15 protein-coding genes and 1 pseudogene are annotated in these 21,084 nt (G+C 57.9%); 5 read left to right on the plus strand and 11 right to left on the minus strand.

Annotated elements, in window-relative coordinates:
• Positions 1-4 precede the first annotated feature (4 nt).
• The 4 genes and pseudogenes from VD17_RS19585 (at position 5) to VD17_RS19595 (ending at position 3,678) form a co-directional block, all read left to right on the plus strand.
• Positions 5-1,159 (plus strand): MalY/PatB family protein, encoded by a 1,155-nt coding sequence (locus VD17_RS19585; RefSeq protein WP_046055242.1) that lies wholly within the window; start codon positions 5-7, stop codon positions 1,157-1,159.
• 228 nt (positions 1,160-1,387) lie between these two features.
• Positions 1,388-1,485 (plus strand): annotated as a pseudogene (locus tag VD17_RS32280) (NAD(P)-dependent oxidoreductase); the annotation flags it as partial.
• 169 nt (positions 1,486-1,654) lie between these two features.
• On the plus strand, positions 1,655-2,998 hold the full coding sequence (locus VD17_RS19590) for a cation:proton antiporter (protein ID WP_046055243.1): 1,344 nt from the start codon (positions 1,655-1,657) through the stop codon (positions 2,996-2,998).
• A gap of 203 nt (positions 2,999-3,201) precedes the next feature.
• Complete coding sequence (locus VD17_RS19595) at positions 3,202-3,678, plus strand: hemerythrin domain-containing protein (protein ID WP_046055244.1); 477 nt, start codon at positions 3,202-3,204, stop codon at positions 3,676-3,678.
• 264 nt (positions 3,679-3,942) lie between these two features.
• On the opposite strand, the gene VD17_RS19600 is transcribed toward VD17_RS19595, so the two are convergent.
• From VD17_RS19600 to VD17_RS19620, 5 genes are all read right to left on the minus strand, one after another.
• A complete protein-coding gene (locus tag VD17_RS19600) occupies positions 3,943-4,479 on the minus strand; it encodes a hypothetical protein (protein ID WP_046055257.1) in 537 nt (178 codons plus the stop codon).
• A gap of 101 nt (positions 4,480-4,580) precedes the next feature.
• Positions 4,581-6,503, minus strand: coding sequence for a hybrid sensor histidine kinase/response regulator (locus VD17_RS19605; RefSeq protein WP_046055245.1), 1,923 nt, complete (start codon positions 6,501-6,503; stop codon positions 4,581-4,583).
• A gap of 87 nt (positions 6,504-6,590) precedes the next feature.
• Complete coding sequence (locus VD17_RS19610; protein WP_046055246.1) at positions 6,591-7,499, minus strand: zeta toxin family protein; 909 nt, start codon at positions 7,497-7,499, stop codon at positions 6,591-6,593.
• A 128-nt stretch (positions 7,500-7,627) separates the two neighbouring features.
• Positions 7,628-9,907, minus strand: a complete 2,280-nt coding sequence (locus VD17_RS19615) for an ATP-dependent DNA helicase (RefSeq protein ID WP_046055258.1) — start codon at positions 9,905-9,907, stop codon at positions 7,628-7,630.
• Positions 9,904-11,556, minus strand: coding sequence for a VRR-NUC domain-containing protein (locus VD17_RS19620; RefSeq protein WP_046055247.1), 1,653 nt, complete (start codon positions 11,554-11,556; stop codon positions 9,904-9,906). Before VD17_RS19620 ends, VD17_RS19615 begins: the two co-directional genes overlap by 4 nt.
• Positions 11,557-11,779: 223 nt before the next feature.
• Here VD17_RS19620 and VD17_RS19625 point away from each other — a divergent pair, with 223 nt between their 5' ends.
• Positions 11,780-12,004 carry a YgdI/YgdR family lipoprotein gene (locus VD17_RS19625; RefSeq protein ID WP_046055248.1) on the plus strand — a complete coding sequence of 75 codons (225 nt, stop codon included), beginning with the start codon at positions 11,780-11,782 and terminating at the stop codon, positions 12,002-12,004.
• Positions 12,005-12,104: 100 nt separating this feature from the next.
• Here the strand turns inward: VD17_RS19625 and VD17_RS19630 are convergent, their stop codons facing one another.
• The 6 genes from VD17_RS19630 to VD17_RS19655 form a co-directional block, all read right to left on the minus strand.
• Positions 12,105-13,958 carry a polyurethane esterase gene (locus VD17_RS19630; RefSeq protein WP_046055249.1) on the minus strand — a complete coding sequence of 618 codons (1,854 nt, stop codon included), beginning with the start codon at positions 13,956-13,958 and terminating at the stop codon, positions 12,105-12,107.
• 69 nt (positions 13,959-14,027) lie between these two features.
• The gene (locus tag VD17_RS19635; RefSeq protein ID WP_046055250.1) at positions 14,028-15,392 is read right to left on the minus strand and encodes a TolC family outer membrane protein; all 1,365 of its coding nucleotides are present in this window, start codon (positions 15,390-15,392) and stop codon (positions 14,028-14,030) included.
• A gap of 2 nt (positions 15,393-15,394) precedes the next feature.
• Positions 15,395-16,729 (minus strand): HlyD family type I secretion periplasmic adaptor subunit, encoded by a 1,335-nt coding sequence (locus VD17_RS19640; protein WP_046055251.1) that lies wholly within the window; start codon positions 16,727-16,729, stop codon positions 15,395-15,397.
• A complete protein-coding gene (locus VD17_RS19645) occupies positions 16,726-18,501 on the minus strand; it encodes a type I secretion system permease/ATPase (protein WP_046055252.1) in 1,776 nt (591 codons plus the stop codon). Before VD17_RS19645 ends, VD17_RS19640 begins: the two co-directional genes overlap by 4 nt.
• Positions 18,502-18,688: 187 nt before the next feature.
• On the minus strand, positions 18,689-19,114 hold the full coding sequence (locus tag VD17_RS19650; protein WP_046055253.1) for an AprI/Inh family metalloprotease inhibitor: 426 nt from the start codon (positions 19,112-19,114) through the stop codon (positions 18,689-18,691).
• 67 nt (positions 19,115-19,181) lie between these two features.
• Positions 19,182-20,639, minus strand: a complete 1,458-nt coding sequence (locus VD17_RS19655) for a serralysin family metalloprotease (RefSeq protein ID WP_046055254.1) — start codon at positions 20,637-20,639, stop codon at positions 19,182-19,184.
• Between the last annotated feature and the right edge of the window lie 445 nt (positions 20,640-21,084).

The following is a 21,084-nucleotide window of genomic DNA, read 5'->3' on the forward strand; positions in this document are numbered from 1 at the left end:
GAGCATGACTTTCGATTTTGATCAGGTGTTCGACCGCCACAACACCGGCAGTACCAAATGGAGCCGTTACCCGGCCGATGTGTTGCCGATGTGGGTGGCCGACATGGACTTCTCCGCACCGCCGGTGATCATCCAGGCCCTGCAAAAACGTCTGGAACACCCGATGCTCGGCTACAGCGTGGCCCAGGATGACTTGCGCGATGCCATCGTCGCCGACCTCTGGAACAAGTACGCCTGGCGCGTATTGCCTGAGGAATTGATTTTCCTGCCCGGCGTGGAGTCGGGTTTCAACATGGCCTTGCATGCGCTAGTCCAGCCGCAGCAGAACGTCGTGGTTCAGGTCCCGAACTACCCGCCGCTGCGTCATGCGCCGGGGCACTGGGGTTTGAACAAGGTTGAACTCGAATTCGACGCGTTGGCGGACGGCACTTACGCCACGCCACTCGCTGCCTTGAATCAGGCGCTGACCGGCGGCGGTGCGCTGCTGCTGAGCAACCCGCATAACCCGGTGGGCAAAGTCTTCCCGCGAGAAGAACTGCAAGCGGTCGCCGACATCTGCCTGGAGCAGGATGCCTGGATCATCTCTGACGAGATTCATGCCGAGCTGTGTTTCGACGGGCGCGTGCACATTCCTACGGCTTCCCTGAGCCCGGAAATCGCCAAGCGCACCATCACGCTGATGTCGGCGAGCAAGGCCTACAACATTGCCGGGCTGAAGACGTCTTTCATGATCATTCAGGACTCGGCTTTACGTGCAAAGGTCAACCACGCCCGTTGCGGCATGGTCGACAGCGTCAACCCGATGGGCATGGAAGCGACGCGCGTCGCCTACAGCGAAGGCGGCCCTTGGCTGGCCGGGTTGAAGGCGTATCTGCAAAGCAATCGGGATTATCTGGTGGAAGCGGTCAACACCCGACTGCCGGGTGTGACCATGAATATCCCGCAAGGCACGTATCTGGCGTGGCTCGATTGCTCGGCGCTGGGACTGGATAACCCTCAGCAGTTCTTCCTTGAACAGGCCAAGGTCGGGCTGAGCCCTGGTCTGGATTTTGGCGATGACAGCAAACAATTCGTGCGCCTGAATTTCGGCTGCCCACGGGCATTGCTGGAAGAAGGCATTGCGCGGATGGAACGCAGTTTGCTCAATCGCAAAGCCTGACACATCCCCTGTGGGAGCGAGCTTGCTCGCGATGGCGTCACAACAGCCAGCATTTATGTCGACTGATACTCCGCCATCGTCGGAACGCCGCCCGGAACAAGCTCGCTCCCACAGGGGGGCTTGTGCGTTTTCCGGAGTGTCGCAAGCCCCCTGAAATCCAACCGAACTCAAGGCAAAACACCAGGGTCAACCCTTTGACTCTGCTGTCTTGCGAACGGAGATTTCCCAATGACTGCCTATCCAAAACCACCCTTCCCGAAGCAGCCACAACCCGTCCCCGGTTCCCAAAAGAAAATGGACCCGTGCCTGACTGTGGCGAACAAAGTCAGCTGAACGCCGTTTGCGTCTGGAGCGTCGGACTGCTGGTGCCGGTCACCCTACTGGTCTCAATGATCCTGCTATGGTTCAACGTGTTGACGCCTGAATACCTGCGCGCGACCGTCGATTGATCGCCAAAGGCACGACATCGCGGCACGCACCCGACGAGTACCGAACATGAGTTTCATTTTGTGGGTGGCGGTGTTGGGTGCGGTGCTGCTAACGCTGGCGCTGACGTCGTCGTACCTGCGATGGATGCCGGTGACTACATCGGCAGTGTGCCTGGTGCTGGGTGTGGCGATCGGGCCCGCAGGGTTCGGGCTGTTGAAACTGGACACCGATGATGCGTCCACCTGGATGGAGCACCTGACGGAAGTCGCGGTGCTGTTTTCGTTATTCGTCTGTGGTTTGAAGCTGCGCTTGCCGCTCAGGGACAAAAACTGGCGCATTGCCTACGGCCTGGCCGGCCCGGTCATGGTGTTGACCATTGCCGGTGTCAGTCTGTTGCTGCATTACGGCTTCGAATTGTCCTGGGGCGCGTCCGTGTTGATCGGCTCGATTCTGGCACCCACCGACCCGGTGCTCGCCGCCCTGGTGCAAGTCAACGACGCCCGGGATGACGACAGCGTGCGCTTCGGGCTGTCGGGTGAAGCCGGGCTCAATGACGGGATCGCCTTCCCGTTTGTCATCCTTGGCCTGCTGCTGGTGCAACACGACGGAGACCCCGGCTGGCTGAGCGACTGGGTGGTGCGCAGTCTGTTGTGGGCTGTCCCGGCCGGTTTGCTCACCGGCTACTGGATGGGACGTGGCATTGGCCGCGTTACCTTGTTAATGCGCATCAAAAATGACGACAGCACCCTTTCGCCGAATGACTACCTCGCCCTCGCCTTGATTGCCCTGGCGTATGTCGGGGCCGAGTCGATTCACGGTTATGGCTTTCTGTCGGTATTCGCTGCCGGCCTGGGTTTGCGCCACGAAGAAGTCAAATCCATGGGCGACGACGAACTTCCCGCCGAGCATCTGGTTCAGCCTGTCGTGGGACATCAGAACGTCGAGCCGCAACATGCGGTTCATGGTGATACCGCAAGCCTTGAGGACACTCAGGTCGCCGCGGGAATTATGATGGGCGACATGCTCGCCTTTGGCAGTCTGGTGGAACGGGCCATGGAAGTCTTTCTGGTGACGTTGCTCGGCGTGGTGCTGATGGCGCATTGGGACTGGCGTGCGTTGCCGATCGCCGGCGTGTTGTTTTGCCTGATACGACCACTGAGCGTCGTCGCCATGCCTTGGGGCAGTTTGCTCAACGGGCGCCAGCGAATGTTGATTGGCTGGTTCGGCATACGCGGCATCGGCAGTCTCTATTACCTGTTTTACTCGTTGAACCACGGCCTGAACCCGTCGGTGGCAACGCTGTGCATCAACCTCACACTGTCTGTCGTCGCATTGAGCATCCTGCTCCACGGCATCAGCACTCAACCCCTCCTCGCTCGATATGAACAACGCAAGAATAAAAATAGCTGACGCTTACCGCGAACTGCATGAGTCAATTTCCGGACTCATGCAGGCTGCATGACCGCAGTTCGCCATCAGTCACTTCAACTTATTGTTTTATAAACAAGTTATCTCACTGGCAAATCGGCACGACAAATGCTCCAGGACTATGAGCGACTTTCGGCCTTGAGACCGTTCGCGCTCACCCCCTGACTCGTTGGAGAGACTCGACCATGAACGCCATAGACCTGTTGAAAGCCGACCATGAACGCGTAAAAGGCATCCTGACCCAGCTCAGCGAATCCACTGAACGTGGTGTCAAAAAGCGCGGCGAGTTGCTGGCCAAGCTGGAAATGGAGATCGCTATCCACACCCGTCTCGAAGAAGAAGTCCTGTACCCGGCGTACAAGAAAGCCGGGGGTAAGGAGCAGGACGTCATGTATTACGAAGCCAAGGAAGAACATCGCACCGTTGATTCCCTGGTGCTGCCAGACCTGAAAGTCACCGACCCGTCCACTCCGGAATTTGCCGGCCGCGTAAAAGTGGTCAAGGAACTGCTGGAACATCACATTGAAGAAGAGGAAACGGAAATGTTTCCTCAGGCGAAAAAGCTGCTGGGTAAAGCCACCCTGGAAGAGTTGGGCGCACAAATGGAAAGTTTGAAAGCCCAGTACAAGAAAGAAATGAGTGCGGCCAATCTGGCGGCTTGATGCTCGTGGAGGGAACCCAAAAGCCCCGGTATATGCCGTAATGCCGATCAGTTAAGCCAAAACGCGATCCGTAGCAGCTGGCGAAGCCTGCGTTCGGCTGCGCAGCAGTCGTAAAATCAGACGATGCGGTGTTTCAGGAAGACCGCAAACTCAGGTTTCACGACTGCTGCGCAGCCGAACGCAGGCTTCGCCAGCTGCTACGGATTGTGTCGTTCCTTAACTGATCGGCATTAGGCATATGCCGGGGCTTTTGGGTTGTTCGGTTCACGCGCCAGGGTTGGTCACCTGGATGTAAACCGCGTAGCTGCCCAACAGCATCCAAAAAATGGCGAAAATCCATGGCGTACGCACGGAAAACAGCAACGACTTGCGATATCCCTTATGGGACGATTCCATCTCACTGAACAGCGGAGACTCATCGTAAGCAAGCCCCATCAAGGGCTCACTGCTCAGCAACTCACTCTGTTTGAAATGCCAGTGATCAATGATGTCGTATGCCGCGCGAATCCCCGGCCAGGCGTTGAGCGAACTGAGCACTCCCAACAGTGCTAAAAAGGGTGGCACCACCAGCGTGAACAGTTTTCCCCACTCAGGGTTGAGGTTAGACATGCACGATGCGAAGGCAATCACCAGAAACGATTGCGCCGCCAGGTAGGCGTCGGTGCGATTGGCCACAATGCTGGTTTCATACTGGATTTCCCGGCGGTAGAAATCCAGACGCTCCTTGGGTGAACCGAACATCTTGGCATTGTGTTCGGTCAGGGTTTCTTCGGCCGGGGCCTCGGTCAATATTCTGGGCACAAGAGTCACGCACGGGATGGAAAGCGTTTAGAAGTAACGTCTCCCGACAAGTTCAGCTGGAATGACAGACAAAGCGGTCTGCAATGGACTATCTCGCTTGGTCATTTCATGGTCGTGGCGATGATTTCCACGAGATTGAGTTGGGTAAAGGGTTTGGACAGGCGCGGTAGTCTGGTTGCGAAACCTTCCAGGCGCTCGGCAAAACCGGTGGCCAGGATGATCGGCAGGCTTGGTTTGATGATCCGGATAGCCTGCGCCAGTTCCGCGCCATTCATCTGCGGCATGGCCATGTCGGTGATGACCAGATCAATTGCCTGTTCGCTGTCGAACATGGCCAGCGCCTGTGCACCGGACGCGGCACTGATCACTCGATGCCCCAGGTCTTCAAGCAACAGACAGGTACTGGTCAATACCAGGCTGTCGTCGTCCACCACCAATACACACAGTCGGGGCACGGGCGGTGCGGCGTGCTCCTCGGCAACAGGCCTGGCAACTGAACCAGCGGTGGCGACGGGTATCCACAGTTCGGCGGTTGTGCCTTTGTCCTTCAGGCTCTTGAGAACGAATCGGCCGCCCAATTGCTCGATAAAACCATGAACCATCGACAGACCCAGGCCAGTACCTTTGCCAACGCCCTTTGTGGTGAAAAAAGGGTCCCTTGCCGATGCCAGCGTCGCGTCATCCATGCCCTCACCGGTATCGGTGACACTCAGGCAGACATAACGACCGGGCGGCAGGGAAAGCTGCGCCTTGCCCAGAACAGCATCTGTCTGGGCACTGATCACGATTTTTCCACCATAAGGCATTGCATCTCTAGCGTTGGTCACCAGGTTCAGTATCGCCAGTTCGAGCTGATTGACGTCGGCCAGGACCGGTTCAAGTTCTGGCGAAAAGCGCGTTTCGAGCACCACGGAAGGCCCGAGGGAGCTGCGCAACAGTCCGGTAATCCCTTGCACCAGTTTCGGAATCTCGACAGGTTCGGACTTGAGCTCCTGGCGTCTGGCAAACGCGAGCATGCGCTGAGTCAGGGTTACGCCACGCAAGGCACCCTGGGTGGCGTTATCCACCAATCGGGTGATTCTCGAATCGTCCCCGACGCGTTTGCGGATGATCTCCAGATTGCCAAGGATGACAGTCAGCAAGTTGTTGAAATCGTGGGCGATGCCACCACTGAGTTGACCGATGACCTGCATCTTCTGCGCCTGAAACAGCGCTTCGCGGGTTTGCTCCAGGTCTTGCTGGGCTTGTGTGACTTCGGTGATATCACGGGTGATCTTGGCAAAGCCGAGTAACGTGCCGGTGTCGCCCCAAATCGGGTCGACAACGACATGTGCCAGAAACCGCGTACCGTCCTTGCGCACGCGCCAGCCTTTGTTTTCGAATCGCCCCTCACGTATTGCAGTGTCCAGGGTCCGTTGTGGTTCGCCGGCCTCGCGGTCTTGCGGGGTGTAAAACATCGAAAAATGCTGGCCAATGACTTCTTCGGGCAAGTAGCCCTTGATTCGCTGAGCCCCAAGATTCCAATTGGTCACGCGACCCTCAGGGGTGAGCATGTAGATGGCGTAATCAGTGACGCTTTGAACCAGCAGGCGGAACTGCTGCTCGCTTTGTTTGAGGACTTCTTCGGCCATTTTGCGGTCGGTCAGGTCGCGGGTAATCTTGGCAAACCCCAGCAACTTACCCGACGGATCGAGAATCGGATCAATGACGACGTGGCACCAGAAATGCGTGCCGTCCTTGCGAACCCGCCAGCCTTCCCCCTCGAAACGCCCCTCCCTGGTCGCTGTGTCCAGCGCTCGCTGAGGCAAACCGACATGGCGATCCTCTTCGGTATAGAACCGAGAAAAGTGCTGACCAAGGATTTCGGACTCCTCGTACCCCTTGAAACGCCTCGCGCCGGCGTTCCAGCTGGTGATGAAGCCATCGGGATCAAGCATGTAGATCGCGTAGTCAATCACAGCATCGATCAACAGGCGAAAACGACTGTCATCGATGGCGTTGGCTTTGGTCCGCTCCTCGTTCATTGATCCCTCTTGGTATTACCGTTTTTTTGGAGTATGCGACAAACCACGCATTTGGAAAGTCGGAAAAACGGTACTCGTCGCCCAGCGTTATCTATTCACGTATTGGACGATGTAGGCATACAGATCGTTGTAAACGAAATTCGGAACATACGAAGCATGAGTCGCAGTCTTGCACAGGGCCAGATGGCACTCTTTGACCACTTCGTCGCGATCGCTCACCGCAAAGACACGGTTGTCGATGATGTTTGAATAGACGCTGTACGCAAAATCCACTTTGGTTGTTGTTGTGCTGACGGAACCGTCGGTAGCTTTGGAGTAGGTACTCTGGGCAATCAAGGTTCGCTCGTTCAACTCACCAAACCCGCGTTCGTACACATTGATTTGCGCGCCACTGATCGCCTTCGCAGCCGTCTCGAAGGCCAGGATGATCGCAGGCGCATAACTCATGCTGGCATCCAGTGTCGATACCGTGAGAAACCTTTCCATTTCCTGATTTTCAAGGCTTTTGAACGCTCGTTTAATGCTCGACACATGAGCAAACTCTTGAGTACAGCCAACGATGTGAGTTTCGAACTGATAACCGGCGGCGGTCGCCAACGGCGCAAAGGCCGCGAAATCGATACTGTCGAACGCACATTCCATGATGATGTTGTATTTACCAGTGAAGGCCTGCGTAAAGATCTTCGTGCTGACTTCTCGGACGAATGTCTCGGTATGCTCATAAGCATGCAAGACGCCGAGTTTGATCATCTCTGCGTATTGGGGGTGTTTCTTGCGGTAGTCGGGCAGGTATAGACGAACATAATTGTCGTAGCGTTTTGAAGGCAGCAGGTTCTTTTCCAGCAGATAGGTTTTGCCTGACCCTTGCAGCCCGGCAACGATCAGGATTTTGGGGGTTGCCTCGGCCGTGATGCCGCTGAACAGCGTCGCTTTTATTTCATTGAATGCTGTGGTGACCTGCTCAGGGGTGTACGTGTATTTCGGTGCTACTGACATACCTTGATTTCCTTATCAAAGATTTGATTTGAAAGTGATGGCTGGCTCTTTGAATAAAGACGGCATTCGCTGATTGTTCAAACGGGCCTTTCTTTCAAGATATGTCGATGTTTTTAAAGTAAAAAAATCTACTCGATAGCGTGCAAAATCCTCGGAGCAATCGACCACCAACGCGGCAGTAGCTGCTTAACCTTGCTATCGCCAAACCGGTCATCGATCAACATCACCACCCCTTGATCCTGCTGGGTGCGGATCACCCTCCCCGCCGCCTGCACCACTTTCTGCACACCGGGAAAAAGGTAGGTGTAGTCATAACCGGCGCCGAAAATCGCTGCCATGCGCTGTTTCAACTGCTCGTTGACCGGGTTGAGTTGCGCCAGTCCGAGGGTGGCGATAAACGCTCCGATCAGTCGCGCGCCCGGCAAGTCGATGCCTTCGCCAAATGCCCCGCCCAGCACCGCAAAACCGACGCCCTGACTGTCGGCGGTGAACTGATCGAGGAAGTCCTGACGCTGCCCTTCCCCCATCCCCCGGGACTGCGACCACAGATTGATGTGTGGGTGTTTCTCGGCCAGCAACTGCGCCACTTGCTGCAAATAATCGAAGCTGCTGAAAAACGCCAGGTAGTTGCCAGGACGTTGACTGAACTGCCGGGCAATCAGCTCGACGATCGGCGCAAGGGATGACTGGCGATGGACGAACCGCGTGGAGATCTGGCTGACGATGTGCACGTGCAGCTGATCAGCGTGAAACGGCGATTCGACGTCTATCCACACCGTGTCCTCCGGTGTGCCGAGCAGATCGGCATAGTAGTGGCGAGGGCTCAGGGTCGCGGAAAACAGCACAGTGCTGCGTGCCGCCGTCAAGCGCGGGCGGATGAAGCCGGCGGGCACCACGTTGCGCAGGCACAGCTGCGACAGATTGCGTTGGCGGTCGAGTTCGCGTTTGCTGATGTCGAACAGGAACTGTTGATCAAAGAGCTCGGCCACCCGGCAAAATTGCAGCATGTCGAAATAGAAGTTCTGTAACGCGCCGTCCAGGCCTTGTGGATGGTCGTTCAGGTAATCGCCGATGCTCGCGCTGCACGACGACAACGCCTGGAGCAGTTTTTCCGGCGTCTTGTCATAGGCCTGATAGGCGCCGAGCTGCAGGTTATGCAGGGCATTCCACTCACGGTTGACCCGTTGCAAGGGTTTTTTCAATGCCTCGGGTGCGGTTTTTCGTACGCCGTTGAGGGTCGATTGGTCGAGGCTGGCGCTGTACATCTGCCGGCCACGCTCCACCAGGTTGTGCGCTTCGTCCACCAACACCGCGACTTTCCAGTTATTGGCCTGGGCCAGCCCGAACAGCAGCGCGCTGAAATCGAAATAGTAGTTGTAATCGGCGACCACCACGTCTGCCCAACGGGCCATTTCCTGGCTCAGGTAGTAGGGACAGACGTCGTGTTGCAGGGCGACCTCACGCAAAGCGTTCTGGTTCAGCAGGGACAACTTGCTGGCCGCCTGGCGAGCGGCGGGCAAGCGATCATAGAAACCCTGGGCCAACGGGCAGGATTCGCCGTGACAGGCTTTGTCCGGATGCTCGCAGGCCTTGTCCCGGGCGATCATTTCGAGCACCCGCAAGGGTGGCGCGTCGGCGCTGTCGAGGATCACTTGCGCGGCGTCCAGCGCCAGTTTGCGCCCCGGGGTTTTCGCCGTGAGGAAGAACACCTTGTCCAGTTGCTGCGGCGCCAGGGCCTTGAGCATCGGGAACAGCGTGCCGACCGTCTTGCCGATCCCCGTGGGCGCCTGCGCCATCAAGCAGCGACCGGTGCTGACCGCCTTGAACACCGATTCCGCCAGATGACGCTGCCCCGGTCGAAAGTCGGCATGGGGAAACGCCAGTTGTTGCGCCGCCCGATTACGCCCTTCGCGATGAGCCATTTCCTGTTCGGCCCAGTGCAGGAACAAGGCGCAATGTTGTTCGAAGAACAGCCGCAGTTGCGCGGCGCTGAAAGCCTCGACCAGGCAAGTTTCCTTTTCGCTGACGATGTCGAAGTACACCAGGGCCAGATTGATCTGCGCCAGCTCCAGTTTCTGGCACATCAACCAACCGTAAATCTTCGCCTGCGCCCAGTGCAGCTGACGGTGGTTGGCCGGTTGCTTGCTCAAGTCGCCGCGATAGGTTTTGACTTCTTCCAGGCAGTTTTGCGCGGGGTCGTAGCCGTCGGCCCGGCCCTTGACCTTCAACGTTTGATATTGGCCTTCAAGGGCGACTTCACTCTGGTAGCCCTCGCTACGCCGGGACGCCACCGTACGGTGCCCGACAATCCCTTCCAGCGCCGTCGGCGAAGGCGTAAAACGCAGGTCGAGGTCACCGACCTTGGCGGTGAATTCACACAGCGCCCGCACCGCAATGCTGTAACTCAAGCGCCCTGCTCCGCCCATTGCACGTAGCAGACGGCAATCGGCATCTGGTGCTCATGGCAGAACTCGAGCCAGCGCAATTGGTTGTCTTGCAGGCGATCACCGGGGCCTTTGACTTCGATCATCCGGTAGGTTTTGTCCTGCGGCCAGAACTGGATCAGGTCTGGCATGCCGGCGCGATTGGCCTTGATGTCCAACAGCAGTCGATTGAACCAGTGCTTGAGGTGTTCGGCCGGCAGGCAATCGAGTGCCTGATCGAGCAATTCTTCGCTCAGCACACCCCAGAACACGAAGGGCGACTGCACGCCCCACTTGCTGGCATAGCGTTCACGAATCGTCTGGCGGTAACGCCCGTCATCGAGTTCAGCCAGGCAGCTTTGGAACAGCTGCGCGCGACGTTCGTGAAAGTCTTCATTGAGCAGATCCACCGGCCCACGCTGGAACGGGTGGAAAAACGCCCCCGGCAACGGAGCGAAAATCGCCGGCCAGCACAGCAGACCGAACAGCGAGTTGATCAGGCTGTTCTCGACGTAATGTACCGGCGCCGATTCCTCTGCCAAATGCGCCTGAACGTAAGACTCCACCGACAACGCCGGATCGGTTCTGGGCAGTTGCAGGTCCAGGCGCAGCATCTCCCGTGGGGATCCGCGCTTTATCACCGGCCCGCCCAACTTGCGCCGCAGCCTGGGCAGCACACGCAGCAATTGTTGCTGCTCGGCGGCGCTTTCAGGCGATTGCTCCACCGCGACGGCCAGGTCCATGGCCAGTTGGTATTCACCGCAGCGCTCCAACACGCGAATCAACCGCAGGCGCGCGCCGGGATAAGCGCACTGGCGGTAGATCGTCAGTGCGGTAGAGAAATCTGCTATGCGCTCGCAGTGCTGACCGATCTGGAACAACAGTTTGCCGCGACGTCTTTGCAGCCAGGGATTGTTCAGCGCCAGCCCTTTGATCTGCTCAACAATCTCTTCTACTGCTTCGCCGGCCTCGAAATGCTGCTGACACTCATGAAGGAAGAGGCAGGCGTCCACGTCGTCGCGGCTACGCAGGCCTCGGGAATCGGCGCAGAACTCGACTTTTTCATAGGTAAAGATGCCCAGGTCAGCCAGCACGAACTCGGACCAGTCCTGGTAAAGATTGCCGAAAAACATCAAGCGCAGCCGGTCGCAGAGGCCCATGATGGTCAGGCTGAACAATCGGTCATCCAGCGACGGGCACCATTGGCCGAAGCTGTGAGCCTGGGGAAACTGTTCGCTCAGGGCGGGCAGCCAATCGGTTTTTTTTCCCTTGGGCTGATCGATGGTGGCGCCAAAACACTGGAGAATTTCCGCCTTGAGCAGCACCTCGAACAGCGCTTCGATCGACAGCGGCGATTGCTCATCGATCCAGCCCAGCGCCAGCAGTGGGCCGGCGGCAATGGCGGTGTCGCCGATCTCGAGGTAATTCAGCTTGCTCGCCCGGAAGTGATTGCCCTTGCGCATCACCATCCTGACCAGCAGCGCCCTGGACTCACGGGGCAACCGCTTGAACTCGCGGATGAAGTGTTGCTCTTCGACACTCAATACATCGGCATAGCGATGCTCAAGCCAATCAAGCACTTGCATGAAGTTGTTCAAGTAGTAGAACGGGTCGTCGAGAGGGTTTGCAGTCACAGGAAAAAAAGGCCATGGCGAGCGAGTACTGGTTATGCGTACAGATACCAGCTAGGCCCTGCCCGGTGCAAACGGAAAAGGATCAGCGGCGGCGTTAATTGGTAATTTTTCGGATGGCTATGAACTTTCTGCCGATCCATCGCACAAACCGCCTTAGAGGTACAGTGACGATTGATTTCGCTCATGGCAGTCGCGCTGTTTTTTTGAAGGATGAGAGGTGGTTATGAATATCAAGACTCTGGGCTTGCCCCTGGCGGTAGCGGCCTTTCTAGCCCTGGCCGGTTGCTCGACGCCAACGGTTGTGACGCTGCAGAACGGCACTCAGTATTTGACCAAGGACATGCCGAAAACCAAGACCAAGGACGGCTTCTTTGAATTCGAAGATATTTCCGGGGCGAAGGTGAAGGTCAAGGCCGATGAAGTGACCACGATTCGGCAGGAAGATTAAATACCGCGTTATCGTTCATCGCGAGCAGGCTCACTCCTACAAGGGGTTCGTGAACGCCACAGATCCAATGTAGGAGCGAGCCTGCTCGCGATGAGGCCCGTCAGGCGATAACAACCCCTGAGCCGGACAAGCTATCCAGCCCAACCCCGACCAACGTCACCGAATCCCCCCCAAACGTCAGCACCGTGTCGTGCCCCACCGCCGTGGCATGCGCCCGATAGTCGTCGTTCGGCGTCACACCTTGAACCCCGAGAAACACCAGTTTGTCGCTGGCCTGGTAGCCAACCACCCGGTCCTGACCAAACGCGCCGCTAAACAGGAACGTATCGATTCCGCCTCCCGACTCCAGCAAGTCATTACCGGCCCCGCCGACAAACACGTCGTTACCGGTGCTGCCGATCAAATGATCGTTGCCGTCCAGTCCAAACAACCAATCGCCGCCAGCGTGTGCCTTAAGCGTATCGGTACCAGCGCCACCCTTTGCCGTTGACGCGTACTGGGTCAGGTTGTTGCCTGCCTTAAGGCCTTCGGCCGTGACGCTGTGGGTCACGTCATCCTTGAACAGCCCCCACAGAAACCCTGGCTCCTTGGTCACAATGCTGCCGATGTCGCGGGTCATGCTGATGCCGCCATTGGCGTCGCGGATGTACAGGTTGCCGGCGCCGTCATTGGCGAAGTCGAAGTTTTTCACCGACTGCTGCAAATCCAGCACATTGTCGCCCTTGCCACCCAGCAAGATGTTGTAGCCACCTCCGTCGCGGAAGGTGTCGTTGCCATCGCGGCCTTCCAGATAGTCGTTGCCCCGGCCCCCCTGAATCAGGTCGCTGCCGTCACTGCCGATGATGAAGGTGCTGCCCTTGTGGGTTTCAGCGTTGCGATTCAGGTCCTGAACCCAAGTGCTGGCGCGCGCCGGATCCGACAGGTTAGCAACGATGATCGTCGAGTCTTTGCTGGTGAGGTCGTAGAACTTCGACTCGATCACCCGGTTCATGCCGTCGCCATAGGCGGTCGGCAAGTGCGAGATCCAGGTCGGAATGTTAAGGATGGAAAACGGCAGCACATTCCACGCGGTCGAGGCGTAGTGGTCGTTGAAGCTGACGATGTTATCGGTCGCCGAGACCTTGGCGGCATCGTGCACGCCCACCGACGACAGGTTGAACGATGAACCGTCGAGGGCGCGGAACACCGGGTCGTTTTCGTAACCAACGTTCAGCACTTTATCGGTGCTGCTTTGGGTCGGCGAGGCGTAGGCGATGTAGTTGGAATCCTGGTAGAACCCGTTCCACTTGCCGCTGCTCAAATCCGCCAGGCTGTTGACCGCCAACCCGCCGAGGCTGTGGCCACTGACCAAGACGTTTTTGCCTGACAGACCATTGGCCTGGGCAAACGCCGCGACGTCGCTCAGCAGATTACCGAAGGCTTCGCCCACATAGTTTTTCGCATAATCCTTGGGGCCGATCGCCGCCAGCAGATCGTTGATCACATCGCCGATGGAGTCGCCGATCAGGCTTTCTCGTGGGCCGCTGGTGCCGCGAAAGGCGATACCGATTTCGCTGAGATGACCCTGCGCGTCGTACTTGCCGAGGATTTCCACCTGAGCACTGGTGTACCCGGCCTTTTCGCCGAAGAACGTTCCGCGTGCGTCGACCTTGCCGTCATAGCCCAGTTGCGTGGCGGTGATCGGTGTCCACCCGGCTTTCCGCACCGCATCCAGTGCGGCTTTTTCCGAATCGGGGTTCCATGGGATTCCGGGAATGACGCCCTGGGAATCGGTGCCGCCGATCAGCGCGGTCACCAGTGTCGCCGGCAAGCCAAGGCCTAAGCCGTTGTGCTGATAGCCGGTGGCAAAGCCGTTATCCAGGTTGTGATAGGAATACAACGTGATCGCCATCGCGTCGGTAAATAACGCTTTGGAATCGGCTGTGCCGAGGTTTTTGTAGTCGTACACACCCATGGGTATTGCCTCTCTCGTTGTTGGAATTGTTAGAGATGGTTCAAGTAAGGGTCTACAAACGTTTTGTTATTACTGAGTCCTCGGGCCTTGGCCGAACGCCTCGTCAACCTTGGCCAGATCCTGCTCATTCAACGTCCCGGCGTAGTAGTGCAACTTGGTCCAGGCCATCAAGTAGTCGTAGCGTGCCTGGGCCAAATCCCGGCGGGTGGTAAAGAGTTGTTGTTCGGCGTTCAGCGCATCGAGGTTGACCCGTTCACCGCCCAGGATGCTTTGCTTGGTCGACACCACCAGCGCTTCGGCAGATGTCAGGGCCTTCTGATAAGCGCGCAGCTTGTTCACACCGGACAGACAGGCGCTGAACTGGCGACGCAGCTGGATCAGGGTTTCCCGGGTCTTGCCGTCCAGTTCGTACTCGGCCTGTTCCATGGTGCGGCTGGCCTGGCGGGTCGATGCGGACACCCCGCCGCCCGCATACAGCGGCACGTTGACTTCAATCCCGATGGTGTTGGTGTCGTAACGCTGGTTGTAGGTGTTGCCGCTTTCCGACTCGTTCTGGCGCACCGAGGCGTAGGCACTGACTTTGGGCAGGTGCCCGGCGCGATTGCGTTCGACTTCATAACGCGCGACCTCCACGGCATGGCGCTGCGAAGCCAGATTCGGGTTGTTGGCCACGGCCATCTCGTGCCAAGTGTCGTAATTGGCCGGTTGCAGGGTGAACGTCTGGAAACGCTGATCCAGCGGCGCCAAATCCCCAATGTTGATCGCCGGCACGCCGATCAACGCGCCCAGCTCTCGTAACGACGCATCTTGCTCATCACGGGCTTCGATTTCCTCCGCCGTTGCCAGTTCATAACGGGACTCGGCCTCAAGGATATCGGTGCGCGTGCCCTCGCCCTGACGGAACATGTGTTCGTTCTGCTGGAACTGTTGCTCGAAAGCCTTTTTCTTGGCCTGCGCGATGTCGATCTGATCCTGAGCGAACAGCGCCTGGGTGTAATGCTCCAGCACCCGAACGAGCAATTCCTGGCTCTTGCCGCGAAAGGCTTCGTCGGCAAACAGCGATTGCGCCACACCTTTGCGGTACGACGCGTAAGCCTCGTAGTCGAGCAGCGGTTGTTGCAGGGTCAGGGTCGAGCCGTAACTGCTGTAGTTGCGGTCATCGCTCTGGCTACGACCGCGATCGTTCAGGTACGTCACCTTTGAGGTGTTGCGCCCCTTGTTGTAGTTGTAACCGATCCTGGGCAACAGCCCGGCGCGGCCGATGACGCGGTTTTCAAGGCCGGCATCGCGTTCCTTGATGGCGCCGAGAAACACCGGATCATTGCGCAATGCTTGTTCGTAAATGTCGAACGGTCCCATCGCCAACACACTGTTGCAGGTCAGCAACGCCAGGGTCGCTGCGAGCATGGAAAGCTTATTCATACAGCGGAACATCCTTATTCCTCAGTCAACGCGGAACCTGCCCGGTCGAGCAGCGGTTTGAACAAATAGTTGAGGAGTGAACGTTCACCAGTGCGCACGAACATTTCCGCCGGCATCCCAGGCTTGATCACCAGACCGTTGAGTTTTTCCATGGCCTGATCGCTGACGCTGCTGCGCAGCACGTAATACGGCGCACCGGTTTTCTCGTCGATCAGCTGGTCGGCGGAGATCAGGCTGACTTCGCCGGGTACACGCGGCGTGCGGCTCTGGTTGAACGCCGTGAACAAGATGTCCACCGGCAAGTGCGTGCCGACCTTGTCGACCAGGTTGACCGGCAGGTGCCCTTCCACCTCCAGACTCGTCCCCTGAGGTACGATCTCCAGCAGGGTTTCGCCCTGGCGCACCACCGCGCCCACGGTGTGAACCCCGAGATTGACCGCAATACCATCGGCCGTGGAGATGATCTCGCTGTGTTGCAGATCGAACCCGGCGGAAGTCAGCTGCTCTTCCAGCGTCACGCTTTTCAATTGCGCATCGGCCAGTTGGGTGCGGACCTCTTTCTGGTATTCCTCGATGTGCTGTTGCAGTTTCAGCCGCGATTCGAGGATGCCCTGCTCCACACGGCCGCTTTCGCCGATGTTTTCTGCCAATTGTTGCTGAACCTGCGACAGCTGACGCTGGTACTCCATCAACCGATTGCGCGGGATGTAGCCGTTATCCGCCAGGGGCTGCAGGTTGCTCAGTTGTTGTTGCAGAGAGCTGGCCTGGGCAGTCAGGTCCGTGCGGGCGCGGCGCATGCCGGCCAGTTGCGCGCTGGCGCCTTCGATGCTGGCGCGCAAGGCAGCCTGCTCGCGGGAAAACGCTTCTCGGCGGCTGCTGAACAACTGCCGTTGACCTTCCAGCACCAAGGCCAGACGCGGGTCAGGATTGTTGCTCAGTTCAGCGGGGAAACTCACCTGTTTGAGGTTGTCCCGCTCACTCTCCCACCGCGCCAGACTGGCCCAGGCCATGCGGTATTGCGCTTGCAGCGATTGCACGTCAGCGGCAACTTGCGTCTGGTCAAGCTGGAACAATGGCTGGCCCTGCTTCACCACTTGGCCCTCGCGCACCAGAATCTGGCTGACCACCCCACTGCTCATCGATTGCACGGCTTTGCGCTTGCCCGACACCACGACCGTGCCTTGCACGGGAATGCCTTGATCAAGAGGCGCGAGACTGGCCCACGTGAAGAAACTGCCGGCGCCGACGATCGCCAGAATCCAGCCCATGCGGACGAAGAAACGCGCGTCACGTTCAGGGCGTTCTGCGATGTAGTCGTGTTCCAGGGTGGCTTCGCTGATGTTGCTCATACGCCCGAATTCCTTGTCGAGGGCTGATACTGCCGGCTCATGCTGAGCCCGCCCGGTGCTTGCGCGGTTTTCTCCCGCTGCTGCTCCTGATTGGCGGCGAGTGCCTTGAGCACGTCTTGGCTTGCACCGAAGGCTTGCAAACGCCCTTCGTTGAGCACCAGCAACTTGTCGGCCTGGGCCAGTGCCGAGGAGCGATGGGTCACCAGAATCACACTGGTGCCTTGGGCTTTCATTTGCGCAATGGCGCTGGCCAATGCGGCTTCGCCCACGGTGTCGAGGTTGGAATTGGGTTCATCCAGCACCACCAGGCGCGGGTTGCCATACAACGCACGCGCCAGGGCCACACGCTGCTTCTGGCCCCCGGACAAGCCGCTGCCGTCCTCGCCGAGCACGGTGTCGTAGCCTTGTGGCATGCGCAGAATCAGCTCGTGAACGCCGGCCTGCTGCGCGGCTTCAACGACTTTTTGCGGGTCCGCCTCGCTGAACCGGGCGATGTTTTCGGCGATGCTGCCGCTGAACAGCTCGATGTCCTGTGGCAGATAACCGATGTAGGGGCCAAGATCGTCGCGGTTCCAGCGATGAATGTCCGCGCCGTCGAGCCGTACCGTACCGCCCAGCGTCGGCCAGACGCCAACGAGCACCCGGGCCAATGTCGATTTGCCGGAACCGGACGCCCCGAGCACCCCCAGCACTTCCCCCGCGCCGAGGCTGAAATTAACCAGGTGCAGCGTGGCGGCCCGTTGCCCCGGCGGCGCGGCGCTGACCTGTTCGAAGCTGATCTGGCCTTTCGGTGCCGGCAGCGCCATGGCCTCGTCACTCGGTGGAAAGACTTGCAGCAACGAATCAAGACGACGGTAAGCGAGCTTGGCGCCGCTCCACTGCTTCCACACGGCGATCAACTGATCGATGGGGCTCAGGACGCGGCCCATCAGAATGGAACCGGCGATCATCATCCCGGCCGTCATATCACCTTTGATCACCAGCAATGCGCCGAGACCCAGCACCAAGGATTGCAGGCACAGGCGCAAGGTTTTGCTCAGCGAGCTGATGACGGCACCGGTGTCGCTGGCCTGGTTCTGCAAGCCGAGGAAACGTGAGTGGACTTGGAACCAGCGTGTACGCAACGCTCCGAGCATGCCCATGGCCTGAATGGTTTCGGCGTTGTGCAGGTGACTGGTGGCCAGTTGGCTGGATTTCTGGGAAAACCCTGCGGCTTCGCCCAAGGGCTTTTTGGTCATTGCCTCGTTGAGGCAAGCAAGGCCGATCAACAGCACCGTGCCCACCGTCGCAAACACGCCGAGCCAGACATTGAACAGGTAGATCACAAACAGATAAACCGGAAACCACGGCGCATCGAAGAAGGCAAACAGCGCAGGTCCGGTGACGAATTGGCGAATTTGCGTCAGATCCCCCAAGGCCTGCCCGGCGTTGCCTTCGCCCCGAAACAGGTTGCGCTCGAATGCGGCCTGATAAACCCGCAGGTTGAAGCGGCGCTCCAGTTGGCTGCCGATGCGGATAACGATGAAGCTGCGAACAATTTCAAGCAGACCGATGAAGGCAAAGAACCCGACCACCATCAACGACAGCATCGCCAAGGTGGTTTCGTTTTGCGAAGACAGCACACGGTCATAGATCTGGAGCATGTAAATCGACGGAACCAGCATCAGTACGTTAATTAACGCGGTAAAACAACCGACGCTGATCAGGATGCTCTTATAGTCGCCCAGCGCCTTAATTAACGGTGCGGTGGCCGGGCTCTTTGCCATCTTCATGGGTTATTCCTGAGGTGTTATTCCTCGCCCTGTCTGGCGAAGTTTCCATTAACTGTCCGCGCAGGGGCGGATATAGGCCTTGCGGTAGCGATTACAAACTAATAACAACTTTTCGTGGGCGACAGGGCGCTTCGATTAGTTGTGTTGTGCTTATGTCGGCAATGACCAACGTTATAGTCGAATCGTGTTATTGCACTTGGCGCACAAGTGTTATGACCAGATCGGATTTCAATGTGGCTTTATACGATCCGTCGCGTTGGCGGCTGAGAAATAGAATCTTCGAACCTTCTTTGCCGGTGATCGCCAGGCCATCCGGCTCAGGGAACCAGCCGATCGCAGATTCGCCACCCAGCCAGGCGCTGAGACAATCGGCGCCCTCACCCAGCGTCTGTTTCGGTTGAAAGTCGATGACGCAGACGCTGGACGGTTTGCCCTGCAACGCCAGGGACTCTGGCGAGTCATCTTTGGCGATCAGGGTCGCCTGCCATTTGCCGGCCAGTTCCGAGGGGTCTGCTAATTTCAGGCTGCTCGCCATGGCTAAATCTCCAAAAAACATCATGAACGTCGCCAATAGCCACGCGGTTGTTCTGTAGGTGAAGCCGTTATCGATCATAAGGCGCTTTACTCCGATCAAGGTGCAGAGAGCAGCGCGTCTGCGCCGCCCTCCTTGTCACCTCACATTACGCAGCGATGTCTGAGTAAGCCGCCTGGCCCACGGTGCTGACCAGGAAATCAGCCACGCCATGCCCGGAGAAGTCCACCGACAACAGGCTGTTGCCACCCGAAGAGGTCAACACCGCATCGCCTGCCGCACCGGTGAACGAGTTCACGAAATGCAGGCCTGCGCCGTTGGTGATGCCAGTCAGGTCGATCTTGTCCAGGCCGCTGACAAAATCGAGGATCTGGTCGATAGCACCGGGTTTGGAATCGCTGCTGGCCGCGAACACGAAGGTATCCGAACCGGCGCCACCCCACAGTTTGTCCGCGCCGCCCGCGCCGAAGAGGATGTCGTTGCCGGCACCGCCCTTCAGTTCGTTGGACACGCTGTTGCCGATCAGCAAGTCGTTACCCGAACCGCCGATAGCGTTCTCGACGGTAACGCCCTTGGCGATGGACACGTTACCCACCAGGCCGCCAACGTCGGAGAACGAGGCCTCGTTGAGGTTGATCTTCTGGTTTTGGGTAAAACCGGAGAAGTCCAGGGTGTCCTTGCCGCCCGCATCCCATACCGAAAACACAACCTTGTCCGACGACGACGTCGCGCTCAGGAAGTCGCGCCCGGCGTTGGAGTTGAAGCCATAGGTGGTGTCACCGGTACGGGTGGTGGTGTTGGCGCCGTAGAGCTTTTGGATGGCCGCGATATCGTCCATCAGCGGACCGGACGAATAGGCTTCGACGCCGCCCTTGCTGAAGTTCTGGCTGGTATTGCTTTCACTCCAGTAGCTCATGACGCTGTAACCGCGGGTGTCTTGCCCGTAGGAAGCGTCGTTGTAGGTCGGAGCGCCCTCGCCAGCGTTGTAGTCGCCAGGGTGGGCCAGGCCCAGGGTGTGACCGATTTCGTGGGTCAGGGTTTGCCGGCCGTAATTGTTCAGGTCCGGCGTCTTGTTTGGCGTGTAGCTGCTGTTGGTCAGGTACCAGGAAGTACCGTCATAACCCACACCCGTGCCAGGCAGATAGGCGAAGGCCGCTGCGCCATCCTGACCGCCGCTGTAGTTGCCGAAGGTCATGTGACCGTCGCCGCCCGTAGCCTTGTCGGTGAACGTGACATTGGCCACATCGGCCCAGGATTGCATGGCAAGCACAGCCTGGCCTTTCTGCTGAGCGCTGAACTGGCTGAACCCGGTGATCCCGTGTTTGTTCATGGTGCTCGACGACGCCGAAGTCAGGAACGTGTAGGTGAGTTCGATTTTGCCGCTGCCGTCCTTGTCCTGGTAGGCAGCGCCATCACGCAGCAATTGGGTCGCTGCCTGGTCGACGGAGAAGGAGGGTTTGCCATTGACCATGAGGTTACCGCCCCGATCATACTGATGGCTGAAGCTATTGATCTGGTTGAAAGCAGAACTGGATGCAGTCAATGCTTGCAGTGGCTGGAACGCCTGTTCGGCGGTATCAATAGCGTTGTCTTTTACTTTCGACATAAACACACTTCCTTGTTTAGCTATGGAACAGTTTTTTGTCAGACAGCGACAATCTCTGGCGAGATCGTCCTATCACTCGCCCAATGAAGGCGAAAGAAAACTGACACAATTTGAAATCAACCGTCTACATTTTTTTTTGACTTCAAATTGAGTTGTTCCTGCAAGTACCCGGAAACAATGCCTGCGCTGTCGAAATATTGTTTGTTAGATGGTTGCTTGCGCAAATTGTCTGACAATTTGTTATTTAATTATTAAATAGAGGTAAGTTTCTTTTTGTCGATGGGGTCTCACTTTGAGTGAGTTATTAATATGAGTGCCAGCGCATTGATATCAGTTGGAGATTTGTTGGGGTTTAGATTTTTACGACTGCTGCGCAGCCGAACGGAGCCTTCGGCAGCTGCTTGTATCTCGTCTTTCGCTCCGTCTGGGGCGATAGTTGTCGGCT

Source organism: Pseudomonas fluorescens, from assembly GCF_000968015.1.
GTDB lineage: Bacteria > Pseudomonadota > Gammaproteobacteria > Pseudomonadales > Pseudomonadaceae > Aquipseudomonas > Aquipseudomonas fluorescens_W.